This window comes from Variovorax sp. YR750, from assembly GCF_900109805.1.
Classification (GTDB): Bacteria; Pseudomonadota; Gammaproteobacteria; order Burkholderiales; family Burkholderiaceae_C; genus Variovorax; species Variovorax gossypii.
This window is the reverse complement of sequence record NZ_FOBJ01000002.1, coordinates 367,426-387,294: the sequence shown is the minus strand read 5'-3', so window position 1 is coordinate 387,294 and position 19,869 is coordinate 367,426. Positions and strand designations below refer to the sequence as shown.

15 protein-coding genes and 1 pseudogene are annotated in these 19,869 nt (G+C 61.6%); 7 read left to right on the top strand and 9 right to left on the bottom strand.

The window, feature by feature from the left end; genetic code table 11:
• Positions 1–6 precede the first annotated feature (6 nt).
• Positions 7–489, top strand: a complete 483-nt coding sequence (moaC, locus tag BMY35_RS05350) for a cyclic pyranopterin monophosphate synthase MoaC (RefSeq protein WP_019653841.1) — start codon at positions 7–9, stop codon at positions 487–489.
• A 34-nt stretch (positions 490–523) separates the two neighbouring features.
• Here the strand turns inward: moaC and BMY35_RS05345 are convergent, their stop codons facing one another.
• The 7 genes from BMY35_RS05345 to BMY35_RS05315 all read right to left on the bottom strand — a co-directional run bounded on the left by BMY35_RS05345 (position 524) and on the right by BMY35_RS05315 (position 10,340).
• Positions 524–1,003 carry a type IV pilin protein gene (locus BMY35_RS05345; RefSeq protein WP_177213576.1) on the bottom strand — a complete coding sequence of 160 codons (480 nt, stop codon included), beginning with the start codon at positions 1,001–1,003 and terminating at the stop codon, positions 524–526.
• Positions 1,000–5,616, bottom strand: coding sequence for a pilus assembly protein (locus BMY35_RS05340; RefSeq protein ID WP_093195959.1), 4,617 nt, complete (start codon positions 5,614–5,616; stop codon positions 1,000–1,002). The genes BMY35_RS05345 and BMY35_RS05340 overlap by 4 nt, the downstream gene beginning before the upstream one ends.
• A 3-nt stretch (positions 5,617–5,619) precedes the next feature.
• On the bottom strand, positions 5,620–6,210 hold the full coding sequence (locus BMY35_RS05335) for a pilus assembly PilX family protein (protein WP_218152974.1): 591 nt from the start codon (positions 6,208–6,210) through the stop codon (positions 5,620–5,622).
• A 38-nt stretch (positions 6,211–6,248) separates the two neighbouring features.
• Positions 6,249–7,253, bottom strand: coding sequence for a PulJ/GspJ family protein (locus BMY35_RS05330; protein WP_093196181.1), 1,005 nt, complete (start codon positions 7,251–7,253; stop codon positions 6,249–6,251).
• Entirely contained in the window at positions 7,250–7,873 is a 624-nt protein-coding gene (pilV, locus tag BMY35_RS05325; protein WP_093195957.1) for a type IV pilus modification protein PilV, read from the bottom strand. Before pilV ends, BMY35_RS05330 begins: the two co-directional genes overlap by 4 nt.
• 12 nt (positions 7,874–7,885) lie before the next feature.
• The gene (locus tag BMY35_RS05320; protein ID WP_093196180.1) at positions 7,886–8,461 is read right to left on the bottom strand and encodes a GspH/FimT family pseudopilin; all 576 of its coding nucleotides are present in this window, start codon (positions 8,459–8,461) and stop codon (positions 7,886–7,888) included.
• Positions 8,462–8,681: 220 nt separating this feature from the next.
• On the bottom strand, positions 8,682–10,340 hold the full coding sequence (locus tag BMY35_RS05315; RefSeq protein WP_256228242.1) for a PglL family O-oligosaccharyltransferase: 1,659 nt from the start codon (positions 10,338–10,340) through the stop codon (positions 8,682–8,684).
• Between the two features lie 193 nt (positions 10,341–10,533).
• Between BMY35_RS05315 and BMY35_RS05310 the strand changes: the two genes are divergently transcribed.
• The 6 genes from BMY35_RS05310 to BMY35_RS05285 are packed head-to-tail and all read left to right on the top strand — an operon-like array spanning position 10,534 to position 17,442.
• On the top strand, positions 10,534–10,989 hold the full coding sequence (locus BMY35_RS05310) for a type IV pilin protein (protein WP_093195955.1): 456 nt from the start codon (positions 10,534–10,536) through the stop codon (positions 10,987–10,989).
• Positions 10,986–11,573, top strand: coding sequence for a GspH/FimT family pseudopilin (locus BMY35_RS05305; RefSeq protein WP_093195954.1), 588 nt, complete (start codon positions 10,986–10,988; stop codon positions 11,571–11,573). The genes BMY35_RS05310 and BMY35_RS05305 overlap by 4 nt, the downstream gene beginning before the upstream one ends.
• A 56-nt stretch (positions 11,574–11,629) precedes the next feature.
• Positions 11,630–12,052: a type IV pilus modification PilV family protein gene (locus tag BMY35_RS05300; RefSeq protein WP_093195953.1), complete on the top strand. Its 423-nt coding sequence runs from the start codon at positions 11,630–11,632 to the stop codon at positions 12,050–12,052.
• 3 nt (positions 12,053–12,055) lie between these two features.
• Entirely contained in the window at positions 12,056–13,192 is a 1,137-nt protein-coding gene (locus BMY35_RS05295; RefSeq protein WP_093195952.1) for a PilW family protein, read from the top strand.
• Positions 13,189–13,887, top strand: coding sequence for a pilus assembly PilX family protein (locus BMY35_RS05290; protein WP_143080650.1), 699 nt, complete (start codon positions 13,189–13,191; stop codon positions 13,885–13,887). Before BMY35_RS05295 ends, BMY35_RS05290 begins: the two co-directional genes overlap by 4 nt.
• Before the next feature lie 30 nt (positions 13,888–13,917).
• Complete coding sequence (locus BMY35_RS05285; protein ID WP_093195950.1) at positions 13,918–17,442, top strand: pilus assembly protein; 3,525 nt, start codon at positions 13,918–13,920, stop codon at positions 17,440–17,442.
• 103 nt (positions 17,443–17,545) lie between these two features.
• Here the strand turns inward: BMY35_RS05285 and BMY35_RS05280 are convergent.
• Positions 17,546–18,695 (bottom strand): annotated as a pseudogene (locus BMY35_RS05280) (IS3 family transposase).
• A gap of 600 nt (positions 18,696–19,295) precedes the next feature.
• A complete protein-coding gene (locus tag BMY35_RS05270; protein WP_093195948.1) occupies positions 19,296–19,847 on the bottom strand; it encodes a pilin in 552 nt (183 codons plus the stop codon).
• Positions 19,848–19,869: the final 22 nt, after the last annotated feature.

The window sequence follows — 19,869 nt, the reverse complement described above, 5'->3', positions numbered from 1 at the left end:
TCACCCATGAGCACCCTCACCCATTTTGACGCCCAGGGCCAGGCCCACATGGTCGACGTCGCCGCCAAGCCGGCAACCCACCGCGTGGCGGTCGCCACGGGCCGCATCGAGATGCAGGCGGCGACCCTGGCGCTCATCGAGTCCGGCACGGCGAAGAAGGGCGACGTGCTGGGCATCGCGCGCATCGCAGGCATCCAGGCGGCGAAGAAGACCAGCGACCTGATTCCGCTGTGTCACCCGCTGGCGCTGACGCGGGTGGCGGTGGCTTTCGCACTGGCCGATGCGGGAAGCGCGCCGCAGGTGGTTTGCACCGCGACCGTCGAAACCGTGGGGCCGACAGGGGTGGAAATGGAGGCGCTGACTGCGGTGCAGGTAGCGCTACTGACGATCTACGACATGTGCAAGGCGGTGGATCGGGGGATGCGGATTACCGATGTGCATGTGCTGGAAAAGCATGGGGGGAAGTCGGGGAGCTGGGTGGCGGGGTAGCCCGCCTTCGCAAGGCCTTCGCAGGAACCGCGGCTCAGTTCCAGCACTCGCTCGCTGCCGCCAGCGCAGCGTTGAAGCCCGTGTAGTTCTCGACCGATTTCCGTCCCGTGCTGGTGACAACGTAGTCGCCGCAACGGTCGCCGTTCATCGAGCCCGTGCGCGTTGCCTTCAGGGTGTAGCCGGTCCCCTTGCCGGTGGGTGTCAGCGCGATGTTGTAGTTCGCGGCGCCTTCGCCTGGCAAGGGCGAAGTGCCGAACTGCGTCTTGAACGCTCCGCCATCCTGGTTGACGTCAGTTCCATTTGCCGCCTTCGCGTAGCTGTAGTTTTCGCTGTAGTGCCTCTCCAGCCATTGCTGGGCCTGGGAGAGTGAAGCCTTCACCTGGGCGCGCTTGCCTTTGGCAATCTGCTCCCTGTAGCTCGGGTAGGCGATGGCGCTGAGGATCGCGATGATGACCACCGTGATCATCACCTCGATCAGCGTGAAGCCTCCCGCACGTTTGCGCGCCGCGCTCATCGGTGCTTCTCCACGGTTGTCTTCAGGCCAGGGATCTCGCGCCAGAAGATTCGCGATTGGGTGGTGTTCTTCCTCATCGTGACGTCCGTGTTCGGCCCCACTATCCGGGAGCAGGAGAGGCCCGCCGCACATCGGCTGGTCGAGTCCTCGGGAATGGCGAAGCGCTGGTCGAGGCCGACGATGCCGATCACCTCGCCCGCGGCGCCGGCAATGCCGAAGAGGTTCGTCGTGGAGACTCCCGTGACCCCATTCACCTGCACGTCCGCCCCCGCCGCGCTCGCGGCGCACACGACGCCCTCCGCCGCTTTCTTGTAGACGATGGGAATGTTGACGTCCTTGCCGGTAGCTTTCGGATTGCTCAGCACCATCCCCGAAGGCATCGGAATGCCCACATACCAACCCTTCCTGGTGCTCCAGTCGACGGCACTGGTGGCGTTCTGGACGACCGCATCGGTCTTCGCATCGAGGCTCCAGCTGCGCTCCTGAAGATCGGTCACACCCGAGGGGATGGTGCCGGGGTTCGCGGCATAGCTCGCCTTGTCCCAGATTCCGAAGATGCGGTGACTGCGTCCCGTGTCGGGGAAGTCTCCGGAAAATATCGACTGCCCCGTGCCGAAGACCACGATCTGCCCGCCGTTGGGGTGAAAGCGCAGTGCCGGCGCGGTCGTGATCGGGAGCCTGTTGTTCGACGCGTCCAGGGCGACGTACAGCGGCTTGCCGTAGGCCTCCTTCCACTCTGTCACCTCGGCACTGGAGACATCGAACTTCCACATGTTGCCCTTGAGGTCGCCGGCGTAGATCGCGTCGGCGATGCCGTCGTCGTTCGTGTCGAGCCAGGTCGGCTGCATCAATCCGTTGCCGCCCGCCGTGCCGACTTCCAGGCGCTTGTAGTGGGTGTTGTTGACCCACTTGCCGTCGGAATTCGGGCCGTCCACGAAAAGAATGTAGAGCACGGTCTTGCCCGAAGTGCTGGACACGCCGTTGCCGAAGAGCACCGCGAACTTGCCATTCGCCATCTTGGCGACCTGAGCAGCCTGATTGCTTGCCGGATGCGTTCCCCCTTCGGAGATCACATAGCCGAGATCGGCATCGTCCGCGGCGGTGAACTGCCACTTGTAGGTCTCGGCGGCATTTCCCTCGGTGAGCCGGCCCGGCGACGTCACGTCGAGCGCGAAGATCGCCTTCGCGCCACGCCCCAGGCTGGAGAACAGATAGGTTTTCCACGGATCCGTCCTGGCGGAAGTCATCACATCCGCGGTGAAGGGGGAGCCGTCCGCATAGGCGCGCATGTCGGTCACCGTCGCGTTCGGAATCTCCTTGAGGCGCGAGGCGAGTGCCTGCGGCACATAGGACATCACCGGCATCAGCGCGTCGGCCGTGAAGGCGTGGAACATGCCGTCTCCCGCCCCAACCCAGACCAGCTTGGGCCGCGACTTCTGCACGGACTTGAATTTGCCGTAGCCCGGGAAGGCTGGGCCGAAGAAGTTGGCCACGGGCAAGTCCTGCAGCCAGGGGTTGGAGTTCACCACGCCACCCATGATCGAATCCGAATTCCGGTCGCGGAAAGTACCTCCGGACAGCTTCTCCTTGGTGCGAGTGCCGCGCATGTAATTGATGATGTCTCGCCGCACGCTTGTCGAGGAGGCATCGAGTTCGGCCAGGTATCCGGCGCCTGCAGGCACATCCAGGCCCACATAAGTGAACGGCACCCCGGCAGTTCCGAGGTTCGTGATGATCGCGCGAGTCCCCGCGTTCGTCAGGTTGACGTGCCCCTTTGCGGCAGGCGTGCCGACAAAATTTCCCGCGGTGTCCAGTCGATACGCCAGCAACTCGCCGTGCAGATCGGACGCCGAGAAGTTCGCGACGTACTTGAAGTCGCCGGCACGCAGGTCGGGCCGGGATACGGCAGGGGCAGAGTTCGAGTTTCCGGTGATGTCCGCAAAGACTTGCCGCAGCGATTCTTCAAGCAGGTCCGGGCGCCGTGCCAGGAAATAGTTGTCCGGAATGCCGTCGTTGCAACCGGGTTGACCGGCGGCCCCGCAGGCAGCGCCATCGGCACGTTTGGCGTCCCACTTGGACACGGCGTCTGGCAGTCCGGTCGGCTTTTTCTCGTCGTCCCTGAAGCCACCGTACTTGGCAACGTACCAGAGCGGATCCTGGATCACGGCGTCGCTCGAGCCGAGCATCTGGTAGCTGAGCTGGGTCTCGCCCTTCACGAAGTTGCTGCCGATCTTCACGCACAGGCGCGGTGCCCTGGCGTAGCTCCATCCGCTCGGCCTGCTCCCGTCATCGTTCAGATAGCATTTTTCTTCCGTATTCCTGGGCTCGGTCTGCACGCTCGACGCGGCGTAGGTCGCAGTCGACTCGCTGGAGACATAGTTGTTGATGCTGCTGTGGAAGTGGCTTCCATCCTTGTCGCTGCCCACCATCGTGTAGCCGAAGGCGAACGGCTTGGAGACCCCGGTGTTCGACTCCAGCGTTTGCGTAAAGACACGCAGCGTGGGCGGGGTGGTGCTCGAATCGGTCTCGTACCGGATGGACCCCAACATGTCCTGATCCTGGTCCTCGCCCAGCGCCTGGTGCTGCCAAAGCACGAGAAAGGTCCCGGACTCGCCATTCGCGCCGCGCCTCAAGACCTTGAAGTCCACCATGTTGCCTGGAAGAGGAGTCGCACCGCTCCAATCGATGCTGGCAGGAGTGATGAAGACGTACTTCTGCGGATTGGACCTCGGAACCGGAATGCGGATGGACGCGGATCCGCCCGACATCGTCACCGCGTACTGCCGGACCTTCAGCACGTTGGAGTTCGCGTCCGCAGGAACAGTGAGATCCGAGCGGATGCGGTTCACGTGCGCGTAGTAAGCGGCACCGGCACCGAGGTAAGTGCCCCGCATGTTCGGTGCCTCGGGACAAAGGCCTGCCACGAGGCTCAGGTCCCCTATGAGCTTGCCGGTGCAGATGCCGTCAACGGCCGTCCCGTTGGAGCCTGCCAGCCGGGTCGTGCTTGAAATACCTTCCTGCGCGGAGCCGCCGATCAGATTCGTGTAGTAGGCGGCACTCCGCGGTGCGCCCATGCCCGAAGAGCGGTCGTCCAGTGCGCTCATCTTGTCTCCATCGAACGTCGCCACGCCGCTGGAGATGGTGACCATGTTGAGTGGCCGGCAGATGTTCTTTCCGTAGAGCCCTTCTCTCGTTTTGTTCGAGTCCGCATGGGTCGGATTTGCCTTAAGCGGATCGATCCAGGCGGGAGACGGAAGCCCGAGCTGCGCGTCATTGCTTCCACCGCTGTAGAGGGGAGCCTTTCCGGCGTAGTAGCGAAGCCCTTCCAGGAGGATCTCGCCGATGGGGTTTCCCCAGGCCGGGCAATCTCCGTTCTTGATGTTGTCGGAAGTGCAGCTCTTCGAGTATTTGCCCGTCTTCGGGTTGTATCCAAAGGGCCTCAGCTGATTCAACGAATAGATGATGCCCCGCTCATTGGCATCGGACGAAGATTTGAATACGCCGGTCTGCGCATCGATTTCATCGTTGACTTCGGACATGTTCTTGCGAAGCACGCCGCCATCGAGATTGGTATCGAAGGAGCCGAGAAACATCGCAAATTCGGCCCTGGCCGCGCGCCGTCCGTAGTCGTCGCTTTCACCGAATTCATTCAGCAGGCCGATCGGCTTCAGGTTCTTGTTCGGATACTGCTTGCAGCGCTCTTCTCCGACGAGGTCCTTCTTGCAAGCCTCCACGCGGGCCAGGTACTCGCCAGCCACGGAAGGAATGCTGCTGCTGTGGGTCGACGCACCGCCAGCTCCCACGTAGTTGTCGGTCATGAACCTGACCGTGGGAACCTGCCACGTGTAGCCGTTTTCTCCCGCCCAGTTGCAGCTCAGCACTTCCGTCATGTTCCAGAGGATGTAGTTGCCTTCGGCCGCACGAATTACCGGACGCAAGCTGGATACCTGCGATTCCTGTGTATCGCTGCTCCCCGGGTTTTCATGTCGCCGGCAAAGGGTGAGCCCTCTGGAATAGGAGAACGGCGTCAGGCGAATCAGGTCGCTGCCGTTGTAGTACTTCGCATAGGCCTGGCTGTTTCTCGGGACGAAGGCCATCTCGAGCACGGTTTTTCCGGAGCCTCCCGATGAGCCGGCTTCGTCCGTGGAGCGCAAGCCCCCGTAAAGTATCTTGCGCAGGACATCCATCCGGGACATGGTGGCCCAGTTCAGGAAATTGCCGCTCCAGAGATTTGAAGTAGTCGCCGATGCAGCGGCGCAGTAATACCTTTTCGAGCCCGCTGGATCCCCGGCAACCGCCTCCCTGTCTGCAAAGGAATCCGGCACGAAGTTACCGCTTTGAGTGCTGTAGCTGTAGCACTTCGTGGGATCGAAGTAGCCGTAGTACTTGAAGTACGGCAAGAAAAAGTAGTCGATGCTGCCGTCGAAGTTCAGGTCTTCATAGTCCGTATAGGCACGGCTGAACATGCTGTAGTCCTTCGACACGTTCAGCACGACCATCGGGAGATTCGGAGCCGGACTCACGTTGGGCGGAATCGCCTGGATCTGGGCGTTGGCGGCCCCGCTTCCAAGCAGCGCCAGCATCGCTGCAAACTTCAGGATCGATGATTTCATTTTTCAGCTTCGCTTGAAATAGCTCTGCAGCACGATCTCCGTATTCGGATCGAGGCCCCAGCCACGCGCGGTATTCCTGAAATAGATGTCTTCCCCGCGCTGCATGTACTCGATCAGATATTCGGGTTGACGCGACACGCCCTTGACGCCTGGCGTACCGGTGAAGGTGCCGAGAGGCACCGCTCCAGTGAACGAACAACCGGATGGCGGGGACGCCTTCCAGCCGACGCCCCCTTTGTCCGCAGGCCACCAAGGCTCGGGGTTGGTCTCGGCCTTGGAGTTGCTGGCTGCGTAATAGGCTGCGGGGCTTTGCTCGCCGAAACGGCACTGGCCGCGGGGGCAATCCGTACCGAAGTTCGGTTCGCTGTAGGCCGACTTGATCGGACGATCGTCGCCACGGGCGCAGGTCGCGCCTGCGACGTCGGCGGTCAGGGAGATGTCCCGCTCCGCATCGCGCAAGGCAGCCTCGGCCGCCTGCCTGGCGATTTCGATGTCGAGCACGTTGCGTGCAACGTGCTCGCCGAACATCACGCGCCGCACGGTGAAGGCGGCAACGCCCGAGAGGATCAGGATGAAGGCCAGCACGACGACCATGGCAAGTCCACGCTCGGCGGCCGGGTGGCGCGAGGTCTTCAAAATGTCCTCGTGAGATTGTTGCGAACGCCGAAGATGCGGGTCTGCTGCTTGTAGACGGCGCGATCGGAATCGGCGAACGCGACGGACGCGCCATCGCAGTCCACATAGCTGCCGCTCGACGTCTGCCTCACGGTGGCGTCGAGCGTCTTGGTCACGACGCAAACCTGCACGGCGACGACGCGCTGCCAGGCGGTCTTGCGCTCCCCGTTGATGGTGGCGACCGGAAGACCGCCGACTTCCGCTGCCGTGAAGAAACGTGCGGGAGCTTCGAGGGTATCGGCCTCCGAAACCCCGTAGCGAAACCTCAATTGGGTGACGCCGGAGACGATGGGCTGATGGGGTTTGGTGTTGGGCCCGTTGCCGGCGCAGCGGAAGCTTCGCGTCGAGATGGAGCGGCCATCCTGCTTGTAGGTGTAGCTTGCCCCGAGGCCGTAGACGTTGCTGATGAAGAGCGGCAGCGCGACGGTTCCAGTGCCTTTGGCTCCCGAGCCGGCGCGGGCTTCGTTGTACCTGGCTCCACTGAACTCGGCGAGCTCCACGTCCTGGCGCAGGCAGTCCTTTCTCGTGCCGACGCCTTCGACCTCGAAGTTGTCGGCAGAGAAGTAGCTGACGACGAGCGAATCGGGCTCCGTTGACTTGGATGCAGGGCAGGTGCCATTCGCGACGTCGAACAGCCCTTCGCTGCATCCGAAGATTCCCTGGTCGAACGCCTCGACCGAAGTCGAGACGACGTTCGAGTAGGTCCCCTGGAACCTGGAGGATTCGACCGAAACAGGAAAGCTGGCCGGATAGAAGCCCGCGTTCTTCAGGTCGCGGCCGATGATGTCCAGCACGACGCTGGCGGCTTCCTGCTGCTGGGCGTTGGCGTCGACGGCCCTTGAAACTCGCGTCGTCGAGACGAGCAGGTAGCCGGCCGCAGCGACGAGCAGCAGCCCGAGCGCGATCGCGACCAGCAGCTCGACCAATGTGAGGCCGCGTGACCTGCAGGCACGCGTCTTCATGGAAGAACCCTCGCGGTGTAGCAACGCACTCCAGCCGGCGCTTCTGCTCCCTCGGGGCAGCAGAAGCGTGCAGATACCGTTTGCTGATCCTTGACCTTGCCGGTGCAGCTGGCCTGTTGCACGGCGGCGCCCTTTTCATCCACCGCGCTCTTGTCGAACCACATGACGCTGACATCGAAGCCCGACCTGACGTCCCCGGTGATGTAGCCCGCTCCGCCCGGAAAAGCGGTGCGCAGGATGTTCTTCCAGCTGGCGAGATCGAAGACGGCCAGCTCGGCCGGTGAACAGACGACTTGCCCGCAATCCGTCGGCGAATCCGCGACTGCCTCGGCGACCTGCTCCGAGTAGGTCTCGGTCAACTGATAGCCCGTCCCGGTCGCCCGCGCACCTCCGATGACCCCCGAATATCCATTGGCTCCGGGCGCGTTGATGCGAAGCCTCTCGGACAGGTCGTTGATCGCGGCCGAGACATTCAGCCGGGCTTCATTGCCGGTCTGGTACTTCACGGCGGCGGCCATCAGGCCTGCGATGGCAACCAAGCCGAGCGAAAAGATCAGGAGAGCAACCAGCGCCTCGATCAGCGCCACACCCGATTGCCGAGCGCGATACGTCATCATCATTCGCACTCCCACCTAGTTCTGATTGCTGTCGTTGCAGCTGATGGCGCCGACGTTGCCGATCCGGGCGCGCCCCATCATGTCCAGGCACACGAGCTTGGTGGCTGAGCTACCCGCGGGAGCGAGATCCAGCGCTTGCTGCCCGGGAAGACTCGAGCGGCCGCGCGCGTCGAACCGCAGCGTCGCGACCTTGCTGGTGGGCGCGGTCAGCGTGGGGCCGCCCGTCCTGCCGATATAGAACTTCAGCAACTCCGCCGTGTCGTCGGTGGCGACGCTGTCGCATTTGGGATTCGAGAACACGATCCACCCGCTGCTCCATTCGCGCCCCTCGTCGGCGCAGGTCGGGTCGGCGACGGTGATGTCCTCGGGCGCACAGACGGTGACGCACTTGTTCTTCGCGATGGCCTCCGAGCGCGCAAAGCCGACCGCCATGGCGAATTCGTTGCCGAGCGTTGCGGCTGCGGAGTTCCTTTGCATCGCAACGAAACTCGGCACGGCCAATGCGAGCAGTACGCCCATCATCGCGATGACGACGACGAGTTCGACGAGCGTGAAGCCGCCTGAATGAAACACCTTGCGCTTCCAGTACATGGCTGGAATCCTCCCCTCGCAACGTTGTGTCTATATGTGTCTCTCGATGCTAAATGAGTTTGAAAGTACTAAATCGCCGTTTGTCACCCGCACGCGACCGCTCGACGCCTTCGCTGTATTCCGGGCAACGCCGCTGAGAGAAATCGGGTGCCGCCGGCAGGTGCCTGACGCACGATGCGCCGACGGCAGTGCGTGCAGAGCCTCGTCTCGAGGTCTTCTTCTATTGCGGCGCGGCCAGTCGCGCAGGATCCCGATCGGCCTCTTTCAGCCAGCGCGCGAACTCCTGCGGAAAGGCATCGTGGAAACGTTCCGCCTGCGCCTCGGCTTCGCGCTCGCGGCCGAGCAGTTCGGCGCTTTCGATCAGCTTGACGATGACGCGCGGTTCCGGTGAGAAATGAATCACACGCTGCGCCAGCGAATGCACCTCGGCGGCATTCGCGGGCGTCACGGTGGTCAGCGTCAGCTCCGCGAACTCGGCCTGACGCGCGAACAACCACGTTCCCCGCACTTTGGCGAGCGTGTCTTCCTTGTACGCTGAGAGCCGTTCGTCGGGCGGCAGATAGATCTGGCTGACGCGCACGTAGTCCCAGCCGGCGAGCCCCACGACCAGCAGCATGACGCCCGCCACCAGAGATGACAGCGCAGGTCGGATCGCAAAACTACCCCTGCCCGGCCAAAGCATGCCGAGGCACAGGCCGAACACCAGCTGGAACGGGCCGTACCAGAGCGGGTACTCGAGCAGGCTGTGCAGCACGATCGCGCCCAGCATGCCCCAGGCCATCAGGCGAGCCGGATCGCGTTCACGCCAGGGCCGCGCGGCAATCACCATCCAGAGAAAGCCGCCGCAGATCAGCACGGCGGCGGGAATGCCCAGCTCCACCGCCAGGTGCAGCGGAAGGTTGTGGGCGTTGTCGAGGATTTCGACGAACCGGGCGCCGTCGTACTGGGTGCTGTAGTGCGCGAAGCTGAGCTCGCCCCATCCCCAGCCGGTCCAGGGGTGCTGGGCGATCAGCGTGAGCACGTTGCGCCACAGGATCAGGCGGCTGTGGTCTTCGGGCGCGCCGGTGTGCAGGCGTTGCAGCATGCTCTCGACGGCCCCACCCGGTCCACCCACGAGTTGAGGCAACACCCAGGCGATGACGAAATAGAGCGGGATGGTTGCCAGCAGGAGCAGCGGCGAGGGCAATTGCACCCGCGCTCCGGCTTCGGCACGCCAACCTTGGCGCTCGCGCCTGGCGATGAAGCTCGCCACGCCTACGATGGTCAGCAACTGCAGCAGTCCCGTGCGCGATGTCGCGGCTGCGGCAGCCACAAGCAACAGCAACGCCGCCGCCATCAATCCACGCCGTGCACGCACCGTTGGACTCATGACATGAAGCCATAGCACCGCGATCCACGCCATGCTGATCAATGTGGCGAACTGGTTGCGCTGGCGGAGATTGCCGTAGGCCTGGCCCAGGGTGGGAGAGGTTGTCCAGGGGACAAGCCATTCGGCGTAGCCGTAATACTGGAGCAGGCCGATAACCGCGCTGACCAGCCCGGCGACCAACACACCCGTTGCAAGCGGCTTCGCACTGGCAGGCGTGCCTCCTCGCGACATGCCGGAACCAACGAAGGCCATGGCGCCAACGCCTGCGATCGCAAAAAGAGTCGCGAGCGTCGAGGGCATGCCGTGGGAAAGAGCCGAGACGGAGACCATCAATCCCCCGGCCAGCAACCACATGAGGAGTGGCCTCGCGAGCCCCGCCACGGGGACGGAGATCAACAAGCCGGCGATACATGCCCCCGTCACCAGCGACTGCCAGGCAACGACGGAAGGACCGGCCACAAGAGGGGACAGGAACGGCAGCGCGAGAAGCCCGGCGCGAACGATTTCCACAGACTTCACCTTGGAGGGCGCAACCCCCGGCGCAGCGTTACGAGGCGTCATCTACCGATTGTGACGACCAGGCAGACACCGACGAGTGGCGGTCGACGGCAGACAAGCGGTTTTGCGAAAAGACACATTTGGAGACATTCTTGGTTCCAATTGTTTACATGGCGACCGCGGCCAGATCCAAAGGTGTCTTTTCATGAAATTGCAGACAGTTCAATGTCCTCCCAGCAGCGCACGGCGCGGCATTGGCGGCTTCACCCTGATCGAAGTCCTGATCACGATCGCGATCGTGGCCATCCTTGCCTCCATTGCCTACCCGAGCTACACGGACTATCTGAGGCGCGGCCAAGCGCAGGAGGCGCCGGGAGTCTTGGCCGACTTCCGCGCCCGGATGGAGCAGTACTACCAGGACAACCGCAACTACGGTACAGGCGCCAATTGCGGCGTCGCCGCGCCGGCTCCGAAAAATTTCAGTTGGACCTGCACCAACTCGGGCCAGAGTTACTTGGCAACGGCCACCGGGAACACCGGCAGCTTGGTCAGAGGCCTTGCATACAGCATCAATCAGACCAACAGCCAGCAAACGACCTGCAACGGCTGCGCCTGGAACTTCAGTGGCACCCAGTCCTACTGGGTTTTGCGCAAGCAATGAGCCCGATGATGCTCAATCGAGCGAAAGGCTTCACGCTGGTTGAGCTGATCGTGGCCGTCGCGTTGTTCGCTTTATTGCTCACCTTCGCGTATCCAAGCTACACGAGCTACATCCAGAACGCACAGATTCGCACTGCAGCGGAATCGATGATTAATGGCTTGCAGCTCGCACGCGCTGAAGCCATCCGCAGGAACGTGAACACCCAGTTCCAGCTGCTCAACACCTCCAGCGGTGCGGCCGTGACCGGTGGTACTGACTGGTCGGTCCGGGCCTCTACCGCAGCAGCGCCCACGACATTCAGTCAGCTGGTGCAAACCCGCCAAGAAAACTCCACCACGTCCAATGCTCGCGTCGGCGTTGCAAATGCGACCAGCAGCGCCGCGGCAGCGCCCGGTGCCGGCTTGCCGGCCACGATCCTGTTTACCGGAATGGGGCGACTGAACAGTGCGACGACAGTGCGTCAGATCGACATCACTGGCGCAACCGGAGCGCGCCGGCTGGCCATCGTTCTCGCACCTGGCGGCGATGTCAGGCTCTGCGATCCCTTGCTGTCTCTAGCGACCAATCCCCAAGGTTGTTCATGAAGCCAAAGTCTCTTCGCCGAGCAACTCGCTCGCAGCCCGGATCGGAGCGCGGCGTCATGCTGATTGAAGCGCTCGTCGCAATTGCCATTTTTTCCTTTGCGGTCCTAGGCATCATGGGTCTTCAAGCGACCTCCATCCGCACGGTGCGCGATGCGGACTATCGCGTCAAGGCCAGCCTCTTCGCCCACCAGATCGTCGGGCAGATGTGGGTCGACCGCTTCAACGTGCCGACCTACGCGTTGAACGCCGGTAACGCAGCCTGCACTGCAGGCGCGAATGCGGCAGCCAACCCGGTCGTCACCAGCTGGCTCAGCGGCCTCACGGATGCGACCAACCCGGGCTCCCTGCCCGGTGCGGCGGACTACCAGCAGCAGATCCTCGTGGAACCCAACAACGTTGTCACCGTGACAGTGTGCTGGAAGAGCCCGCAAGACACGGCCCCGCACAACTTCGCATTGAAGACGCAGATTCAAGGCTGATCCATGCCGTCACTCGAGCAAACTCATCGTCAGCGAGGATTCGGCCTCGTCGAAATTCTTGTCGGCATGGCAGTCGGCCTCGTCGTCACGATCATCATCTACCAGGTGATATCGACCTACGAAGGCGTCAAGCGCACGACCACTTCCGGTGCGGACACCCAGCAGAACGGCATCTTCAGTCTCTCGACCATGGAGAGAGACGTTCGCGCAGCGGGCTGGGGCATTCCAACAGCAGACCTCATGCCCTGCAGCCGGTACTTCACCTATTTCAGCGACGGCACGATCAATGGCCCTGTGCCGAACTTCCCGAGCACTCCGGTGCGAATCATCGATGGCGGCACCGCCGCTGGCGCCTCCGACAGCATCACCGTGCTTTGGGGCTCCTCGGTGCGCGCAAATGTGCGCAATGCGCTTTTGCAGAATGTCACGGCCAATCCCACAGGCACCCCTGCGTCCAATCTGCAGCCGACGACCAGCGTCGCGCTGTCATCGATCGGGGGCTTCGTCTCGCTGACGGACGACGTCGGAAATTGCGCACTGACGCGCATCACCGGCACAGCGCCCAACCCAGCGAGCCCTGGCACGGTCATTCTTTCGCACGACCCCGGAACGGGCTCGTCGACGCAACCCGTCTACAACCCGCCGGCGAGCTATATGACCGCTCAAGGATGGCCGGTCAGCTACAACACGAACCCGCGCATTTTTGATCTGGGCACCCTCACACAGCGCACCTACTACGTCGCTGGTGGCTCGCTGATGTCGCAAGACTATTTCAGCTCGACCGCCCAGATCCAGGTCGCCAACAACGTCGTCAGCTTCAAGGCTCGCTACGGCATCAGCGACGCAGGGAGCCAGGTCGTCAACAACTGGGTCAGTGCGACGGGTGCTTGGGCGACCCCCTCCGTGACGGACCTCAAGCGCATCAAGGCTGTGCGCATCTCGGTGGTCGTTCGCAGTCCGTTGAAAGAGAGACTGCCAGACGGCGCCACTGCTTGCGCGATCACGACGGCAGCGCCCGTGAGCTGGCCGAGCGGCCCGGTCATCGATCTGAGCAATGACCCGGATTGGCGCTGCTACCGCTATCGCTCCTTCGAGACCGTGGTGCCTCTTCGCAACGTTCTTTGGGCCAATCTGTCATGACTCTCTTCCCCCTTATCCGTGCAACAGGGGAATGCCTCCCCGCGTGGCCCCGCCGTCGCACCCGGCGGCAAGACGGCGTTGTCGTCTTCATCGCACTCATCGCGGTGCTCGTCCTTTCCCTGGCGGCCGTCGCGCTGTTGCGATCGACCGATACCGCCGGCGTGATTTCAGGGAACGTGGCCTTCAAGGAAGCTGCCACAGCCGCCGCCGACACCGGTGCCGAGCGTGCCTTCAATGCGTTGCCCACGCTTGCCAAGAACGATGTGGACGTCGCCAACACGTATTTCCGCCTCATACAGCCGGTGGACACCGCCGGAGTTCCCAGCACGATCAACAACTGGGCCAGCGTGCCCTGCTACGACACCGCAGGTGGCAGCGCCGCGATCGACTGCACGGACGAGTCTCTCTATCGAGTGCAGTACGTGATCGACAGGCTGTGCACCATCGCTCCCTCGACCACGGACCCGTTGACCCTGCTCACCAGCAAATGCGTGGCAGGCCAGCCGTTCTCCGCGGGAGGAGATGCGGCGGGCAGCGACAACAACAGCCATGCGCAGACCACCAACGTCTTCGGCAGCCTGACACCTCCACCGCCGACACGACCCACGATCCACTACCGGGTGACCGTTCGCGTCCTCGGGCCGCGCTCCACCGTCAGCATTGTCCAGACGACCATCGAATTGCCCTTCGGCTGATTTCGGCCGGATCCACAGCGAGTATTCAGCATGTATCCACAGTTCAAAAATACGACGCGCGGCATCATCGCAGTGATGGTGGTGTCCTTGGTTGCGCAGCCCTTCGCGGCATTTGCGGCCACCGACCTGACGGATGTGCCGCTGGTCGTGCAAAGCAGTGTGAAGCCCAATGTACTGTTCACCCTGGACAACTCCGGCAGTATGGTCTGGGGCTCCATCACGGGGACCGATGCGACGCGGGAATACACCAGCGGCAGCAAGAACACGCGTGCCTACTATTCGCCTACCTTCAATCAGCTGTACTACAACCCGGCAATCACCTATTTGCCTGGCGTCCAATACAACAGCGGAGCGACGACGACCAACTACACGTCGTCAATGGGCAACAGCCCCATCAATAACGCGCGGATCGACCCTTACCCGACAACAGGAGGGGAGACAGATACCGTCGACCTGACTCAGCTGTGCTACGCCACCTCAACGCCGCCTTCGCTGCCGCGTTACAACGCAAGCTCTTTCGCTCTTGGCAGCTCCTGCGCAGCGTCTTCGAACAAGACGAACTCCACGGCATATGCGCTGTATGCTTTCTACTATGTGTGGAAAGGTTCCGGGACAGAAGACGGAACCTCCGGCCAGAACTCGGACAGCAACTACACGCGCGTGGAAATAATGAGCACCACGCCCACTTATGCCAAAGCCGCAACACGGACAGATTGCGGCACGGGCACCACCTGCACCTACGCGCAGGAGATACAGAACTTTGCCAATTGGTTCTCGTACTATCGCACTCGCATCCAGACTGCGAAGACTTCACTGGGTTTGGCATTTTCAGTGCTCGACTCCAAATCTCGTGTCGGCTTCTCGACCATCAACGACAACAATTCGAACAACAATACAAGCGCAACGAACTTCGTCCCGCTCGCAGATTTTGGTAGTTCGCAAAAGCAGACTTGGTATTCCAAAGTCTACGCTATCAGCCCCAGCGGCGGTACGCCGCTGATTCCAGCGCTTGATCGGGCAGGCCGGTACTACAGAACCGGCACTATGCCAGGCGCAAGCACTACGGCGCGAACCACAACCGTTCCGCTTTCCTGTACACCCAACTACACAATCCTCTCAACGGACGGCTACTGGAACGGAAGTGCAAGTGCATCGGTAGGCAATCAGGACACGACTGTCCCGACCTTGCCCGACAACGTTTATCTAGACCCAGACACCAAAGCGCCGATCAACGATCCCATCGCCGGAGTACCACTCGTAGCAGGGCAGAAATTCCCTGCTCCGTTTTACGACGGGAACAGCGCCTCGAACAGCCTCGCCGACGTGGCGATGTATTACTGGATCACCGACCTCACTGGCTCTTCCTCGAAGCAGGTCGCACCGAACAAGTTCGATCCCGCCAACTGGCAACACATGGTGACCTACACCATCGGCTTGGGTGCTTCCGGTACTCTGTCCAGCGTGCCGACCGGCTCAGCCACCTGGCCGACGCCGCAGGCGGATAGCGCCACGGCCATTGACGACCTCTGGCATGCGGCACTCAATGGTCACGGCCAATACTTCAACACCAAAGATCCGGCCAAGCTGCAAACCGCGCTGGCATCCATCCTCAACGACATTGTCAATCGCACCGGTGCGGCGGCTTCGGTGGCTGTCAGCAACCCGAACGTCAAGTCGGGCGACAACACGGCCTTTGCATCCAGCTTCAACTCAGGCTCCTGGTATGGAGACCTCCAGGCCTTCTCGATCGACCTGACCACTGGCCTGCTGCAGGACACACCGCTGTGGTCGGCCCAGGCATTGCTGGACAAACAGGCGACCAGTTCGCGCTACATCGCCAGCTTCAATGGCAGCAGCGGCGTGCCTTTTACGAAAACCGGCCTTTCGGCAACTCAACTATCGCGACTGAATTCACCGAGCAGCCCTCCCGGGCCGAGCGACAGTACGGCCGTGATTGCGTATCTGCGCGGCGACCGTACGGGTGAAGGCAACGGCAGCAACAGCGCGCAGCCGTATCGGACACGAACCCACGTGTTGGGTGACATCGTGAACTCAGAGCCAATATACGTGCCAGCGCCACGTTCCAGCTATACCGACTCGGGTTACTCTGCCTTCAAGGGAGGGGCCGCGGCCAACCGGGCAAAGATCGTGTACCAGGGCGCCAACGACGGCATGCTTCACGCCTTCGACGCAGGTACGGGCAGCGAGTTGTGGGCCTATGTACCTGGCCGCCTCTTCGACACCAATCTTTCCACCAGCTACACCTCAACCAGCGCCCTAGTGGGTCTGACGCAGCAGTCTCTATTCCAGCATCGCTTCTACGTGGACGGTACACCTATCGCGACCGACGTGGATCTCAGCAATACTGTCGCCCACCAGCCCACGCCGCCGGCGGCCAACTGGGCCACGGTTTTGACGGGAGGGTTGGCCAAGGGCGGTCGAGGCTACTACGCTTTGAATGTGACCGATCCCACCGCAACCTCTGATGCCACTGTGGCCAGCAAGGTGATGTGGGAATTTCCCAATGCCAGCACCGCAGCCGCTGTGGCGAAGAACATCGGCTACACCTACGGTTCACCGCTCAATGTGAAGACCAAGGCGGCTGGCTGGGTGACGCTGGTTACTTCGGGCTACAACAATGGATCTGACACCGGCGGCGATGGCGCAGGCCATCTCTTCGTGCTCGATACAGCGACAGGCAACCTGATCAAGGACTTGAGCACGGGTGTCGGCACGAGTTCTGCTCCTAGCGGGCTGGCAAAGATCAGCGCCTTCCTCGTGAACCCCGGCGTGGACGATACAGCCGACTACGTCTACGGCGGCGACCTGCTTGGCAACGTATGGCGCTTCGATCTGTCGGATGCTTCGACTGCCAACTGGAACGTGAAGCGGCTGGCGACGTTGGTCGACAGCAGCGGCAACCCTCAACCGGTCACGGGCACGCCTGAGCTGGGCGTGGTGAAGAACAAGCGCATGGTCTTTGTCGGCACGGGCCAATACCTTGGTGCCTCCGATATTCCCGGCACGGGCGCCAATGCCAATGCCTCACAGGCGCAATCGTTCTACGGCTTGCTGGACGACCAATCCTCGAACCCCACGATCACTCCGTTGCGCACGCAACTCGTGCAGCAAACGGCCACGATGTCAGGGACAAACATCAATGTGACCAGCAATCCGCTGGATCTCACGGCCAAGAAGGGCTGGGTGCTGAACTTCGCGACGACTCCGGTTGGTGAACGGGCCTACACCAGTCCTGTGCTGTTCCAAGGCGTTCTTGCCTTTACCACAAACATCCCTTCCAGCGACCCCTGCTCGCCAGGCGGAAGTTCGAATCTCTATTTTCTGAACTACGCCAACGGCGGGTCCATACCGAATCTGAGCAGTCGTTATATTGGCAATGTGCTGGCGAGCCGGGTGCAGCCTGAGGGACTGCCGAATGGTGCGATAAAGATCCTCGTGCGCACGTCGGATGGGAAGACCAAGGTCTATGACGTGGCGGTGCCGTCTTCGACTACACCTACTCGGATCATGTGGAGAGAGGTCATCACGAATTGAGATTAAGTAGGGACTTAGCTCTGTATCCAGTTCTTTTCCGCCTAGAAGCAAAGACTGCTCCTCTATCGACATCGCCGCTGGCTAGTGAATCGCCCCGGCTTCCCTAGACACTCTTGAGCCGTTGGAAATGGCGTCGCTCGAACTCTACGGGCGACAAGTCGCCAGCGGTGTTGTGGCGACGCCTGGGGTTATAGAACATCTCGATGTAGTTGAAGACATCGGCCCTGGCCTCATCGCGCGTCGAATAGATCTTTCGGCGAATGCGCTCTCGCTTGAGCAATTGGAAGAAGCTCTCTGCGACTGCGTTGTCATGGCAGTTGCCGCGCCGGCTCATGCTGCTCACCAGGTTTGATCGCGCAGGAAACCTTGCCAGTCATGGCTGGTGAACTGGCTGCCTTGGTCGGAATGCAGGGTGACCGTCGCTTTGGGTTGGCGCCGCCACAAAGCCATCAACAAAGCATTGAGGGCCAATTCGGTATCGATGCGGTGCCCCATGGACCAGCCGATGACATGGCGCGAGGACAAGTCGATCACCACGCTCAGGTACAGCCAGCCCTCGTGGGTACGGATGTAGGTGATGTCCGTGACCCAGGACTGGTTGGGCTCGCTGACGATGAAGCGTCGCTGCAGGTGATTGGGGGCGACTACGGCAGGCTTGCCACCACGACTCCCAGGCCGTCGGCGGTAGCCCGTCTGGGAGCGCAGCCCCTCGAGTTTGAGCAGACGAGCCACGCGATGCTTGCCGCATGTCTCGCCCAGATCGCGCATGTCCATGGTCAGCTTGCGGTAGCCATAGACGCCGCCACTCTCCAGCCAGGCGTGCTTGAGAAGGCCCAGCAGACGTTGATCGTCCTTGCCACGAAAACTCATCGGCTCGACCTTCCAGGCGTAGTAGCCGCTGGGGTGAACGGCCATGACCTTGCACAGCCTGCGAACGCTGTGCTCGCCTTCATGGCGCTCGATGAATGCGTACTTCACCCGGACTGCTTGGCAAAGTACGCTGCGGCCTTTTTTAGGATGTCGCGCTCCTCGGTCACACGCTTGAGCTCGGCCTTCAGCCGCCGCAGTTCGTCTGTCTGCGACACCTGCGCCTGCCGATCACCGGCGGGCACGCGCTGGGCCTTGATCCATTGATAAAGACTGTGCTGACTCACGCCCAGCCGGGCCGACACATCGGCCACCTTGTGGCCGCGCTCGGTGATCTGCTTGACTGCTTCGGCCTTGAATTCTTCGGGATATCTCTGCTTACTCATGGCACCTCCTATTGGGCCTCAGGTTTGAGGCTCAGAGGTGTCTAGAAAACCCGGGGCGATTCATACCAAGAAGCTCGAGCGCATCGCGGAGTGACGGGCGATTGCGCCACGAGCGATTGACGTGCTCATACACATGGCACGTGTTGGAGTTCGCTCAAGCCGGCTTCGTGCAAATGCCCGCCATTGAGCGGAAGAACTCGGCCGTGACCTTCCTGTCGACCCACCACGCCGCACCGAGCACCGAGCACCGAGCACCGAGCACCGAGCACCGAGCACCGAGCACCGAGCACCGAGCACCGAGCACCGAGCACCGAGCACCGAGCACCGAGCACCGAGCAAATTTTCGTATCAGCCCTAAACCAATGGCAAGGCCTAGCACTCCATCCAGACTGGCTTGCTAGAGTGAACCGATGACTGCGACTGAACCGGCAGCCTCAAGCGCATCGCCTAGCTACCTGCCTTCCTGAGCCACTACAACGTCCGAAGGTCTTTTTCGGCGTTAGGCTAAAGGCCCCCAACCTCCCATCTCGGTGGGAATAGCCTACTGCAACTCAGCATCTAGGGAAGCTCAAGGCAACTCATTTAGAAGCAAGGTCAACACTATCGGCAAATAGGTGGTGCGTACTCCGCACTCAAAGTCCCGGGGGTTGCCGCGAGGCCACGGCTAGCTGCGAATGCCTGTTGATTGGAAGCACATGCCCAATCCAGCGACCCAGTTGCACCGGCAGCGAGCGCTGCCGCAAGTTGACTAGCGCTCCCGCCAAAGCGCACGAAAGGGTTCAATCGCAAGATGTTCGCGTTTGGCTCAAGGCCTACAGCGGAAGCGTTGTACGTAACAGCAATTTCGCCCGACTCCGACATTTGGACGCTGGACACAAATTTGGATGCGTTACCGACGCCCTGGTTTCGGGCATTCCACTCTACAACCATTGATGACAACTGCGAAGGCGTTGCAACATCGGTCGCTAGCACTGCCTTTGCGCCCTGAACCAGATTAAGACCTTCAATAACGCGCGCCCGGATTATGTAATCACGATACATCGGCAAGGCAACAGCAGCCAAGATGCCAACAACAGCAATCACAATCATCAACTCAATCAAGGTGAACCCAATAATGCGACTTTTGCCCGCTCCCAAGGCAATTGTTTTCATTTTGGTCCTCAAATGAAAAGGA

What these genes read in the sequence shown, in the direction of transcription:
- moaC (WP_019653841.1), top strand. Translation starts at nt 7, where the DNA reads ATGAGCACCCTCACCCATTTTGACGCCCAGGGCCAGGCCCACATGGTC.
- BMY35_RS05345 (WP_177213576.1), bottom strand. Translation starts at nt 1,003, where the DNA reads ATGAGCGCGGCGCGCAAACGTGCGGGAGGCTTCACGCTGATCGAGGTG.
- BMY35_RS05340 (WP_093195959.1), bottom strand. Translation starts at nt 5,616, where the DNA reads ATGAAATCATCGATCCTGAAGTTTGCAGCGATGCTGGCGCTGCTTGGA.
- BMY35_RS05335 (WP_218152974.1), bottom strand. Translation starts at nt 6,210, where the DNA reads ATGGTCGTCGTGCTGGCCTTCATCCTGATCCTCTCGGGCGTTGCCGCC.
- BMY35_RS05330 (WP_093196181.1), bottom strand. Translation starts at nt 7,253, where the DNA reads ATGAAGACGCGTGCCTGCAGGTCACGCGGCCTCACATTGGTCGAGCTG.
- pilV (WP_093195957.1), bottom strand. Translation starts at nt 7,873, where the DNA reads ATGATGATGACGTATCGCGCTCGGCAATCGGGTGTGGCGCTGATCGAG.
- BMY35_RS05320 (WP_093196180.1), bottom strand. Translation starts at nt 8,461, where the DNA reads ATGTACTGGAAGCGCAAGGTGTTTCATTCAGGCGGCTTCACGCTCGTC.
- BMY35_RS05310 (WP_093195955.1), top strand. Translation starts at nt 10,534, where the DNA reads ATGAAATTGCAGACAGTTCAATGTCCTCCCAGCAGCGCACGGCGCGGC.
- BMY35_RS05305 (WP_093195954.1), top strand. Translation starts at nt 10,986, where the DNA reads ATGAGCCCGATGATGCTCAATCGAGCGAAAGGCTTCACGCTGGTTGAG.
- BMY35_RS05300 (WP_093195953.1), top strand. Translation starts at nt 11,630, where the DNA reads ATGCTGATTGAAGCGCTCGTCGCAATTGCCATTTTTTCCTTTGCGGTC.
- BMY35_RS05295 (WP_093195952.1), top strand. Translation starts at nt 12,056, where the DNA reads ATGCCGTCACTCGAGCAAACTCATCGTCAGCGAGGATTCGGCCTCGTC.
- BMY35_RS05290 (WP_143080650.1), top strand. Translation starts at nt 13,189, where the DNA reads ATGACTCTCTTCCCCCTTATCCGTGCAACAGGGGAATGCCTCCCCGCG.
- BMY35_RS05285 (WP_093195950.1), top strand. Translation starts at nt 13,918, where the DNA reads ATGTATCCACAGTTCAAAAATACGACGCGCGGCATCATCGCAGTGATG.
- BMY35_RS05270 (WP_093195948.1), bottom strand. Translation starts at nt 19,847, where the DNA reads ATGAAAACAATTGCCTTGGGAGCGGGCAAAAGTCGCATTATTGGGTTC.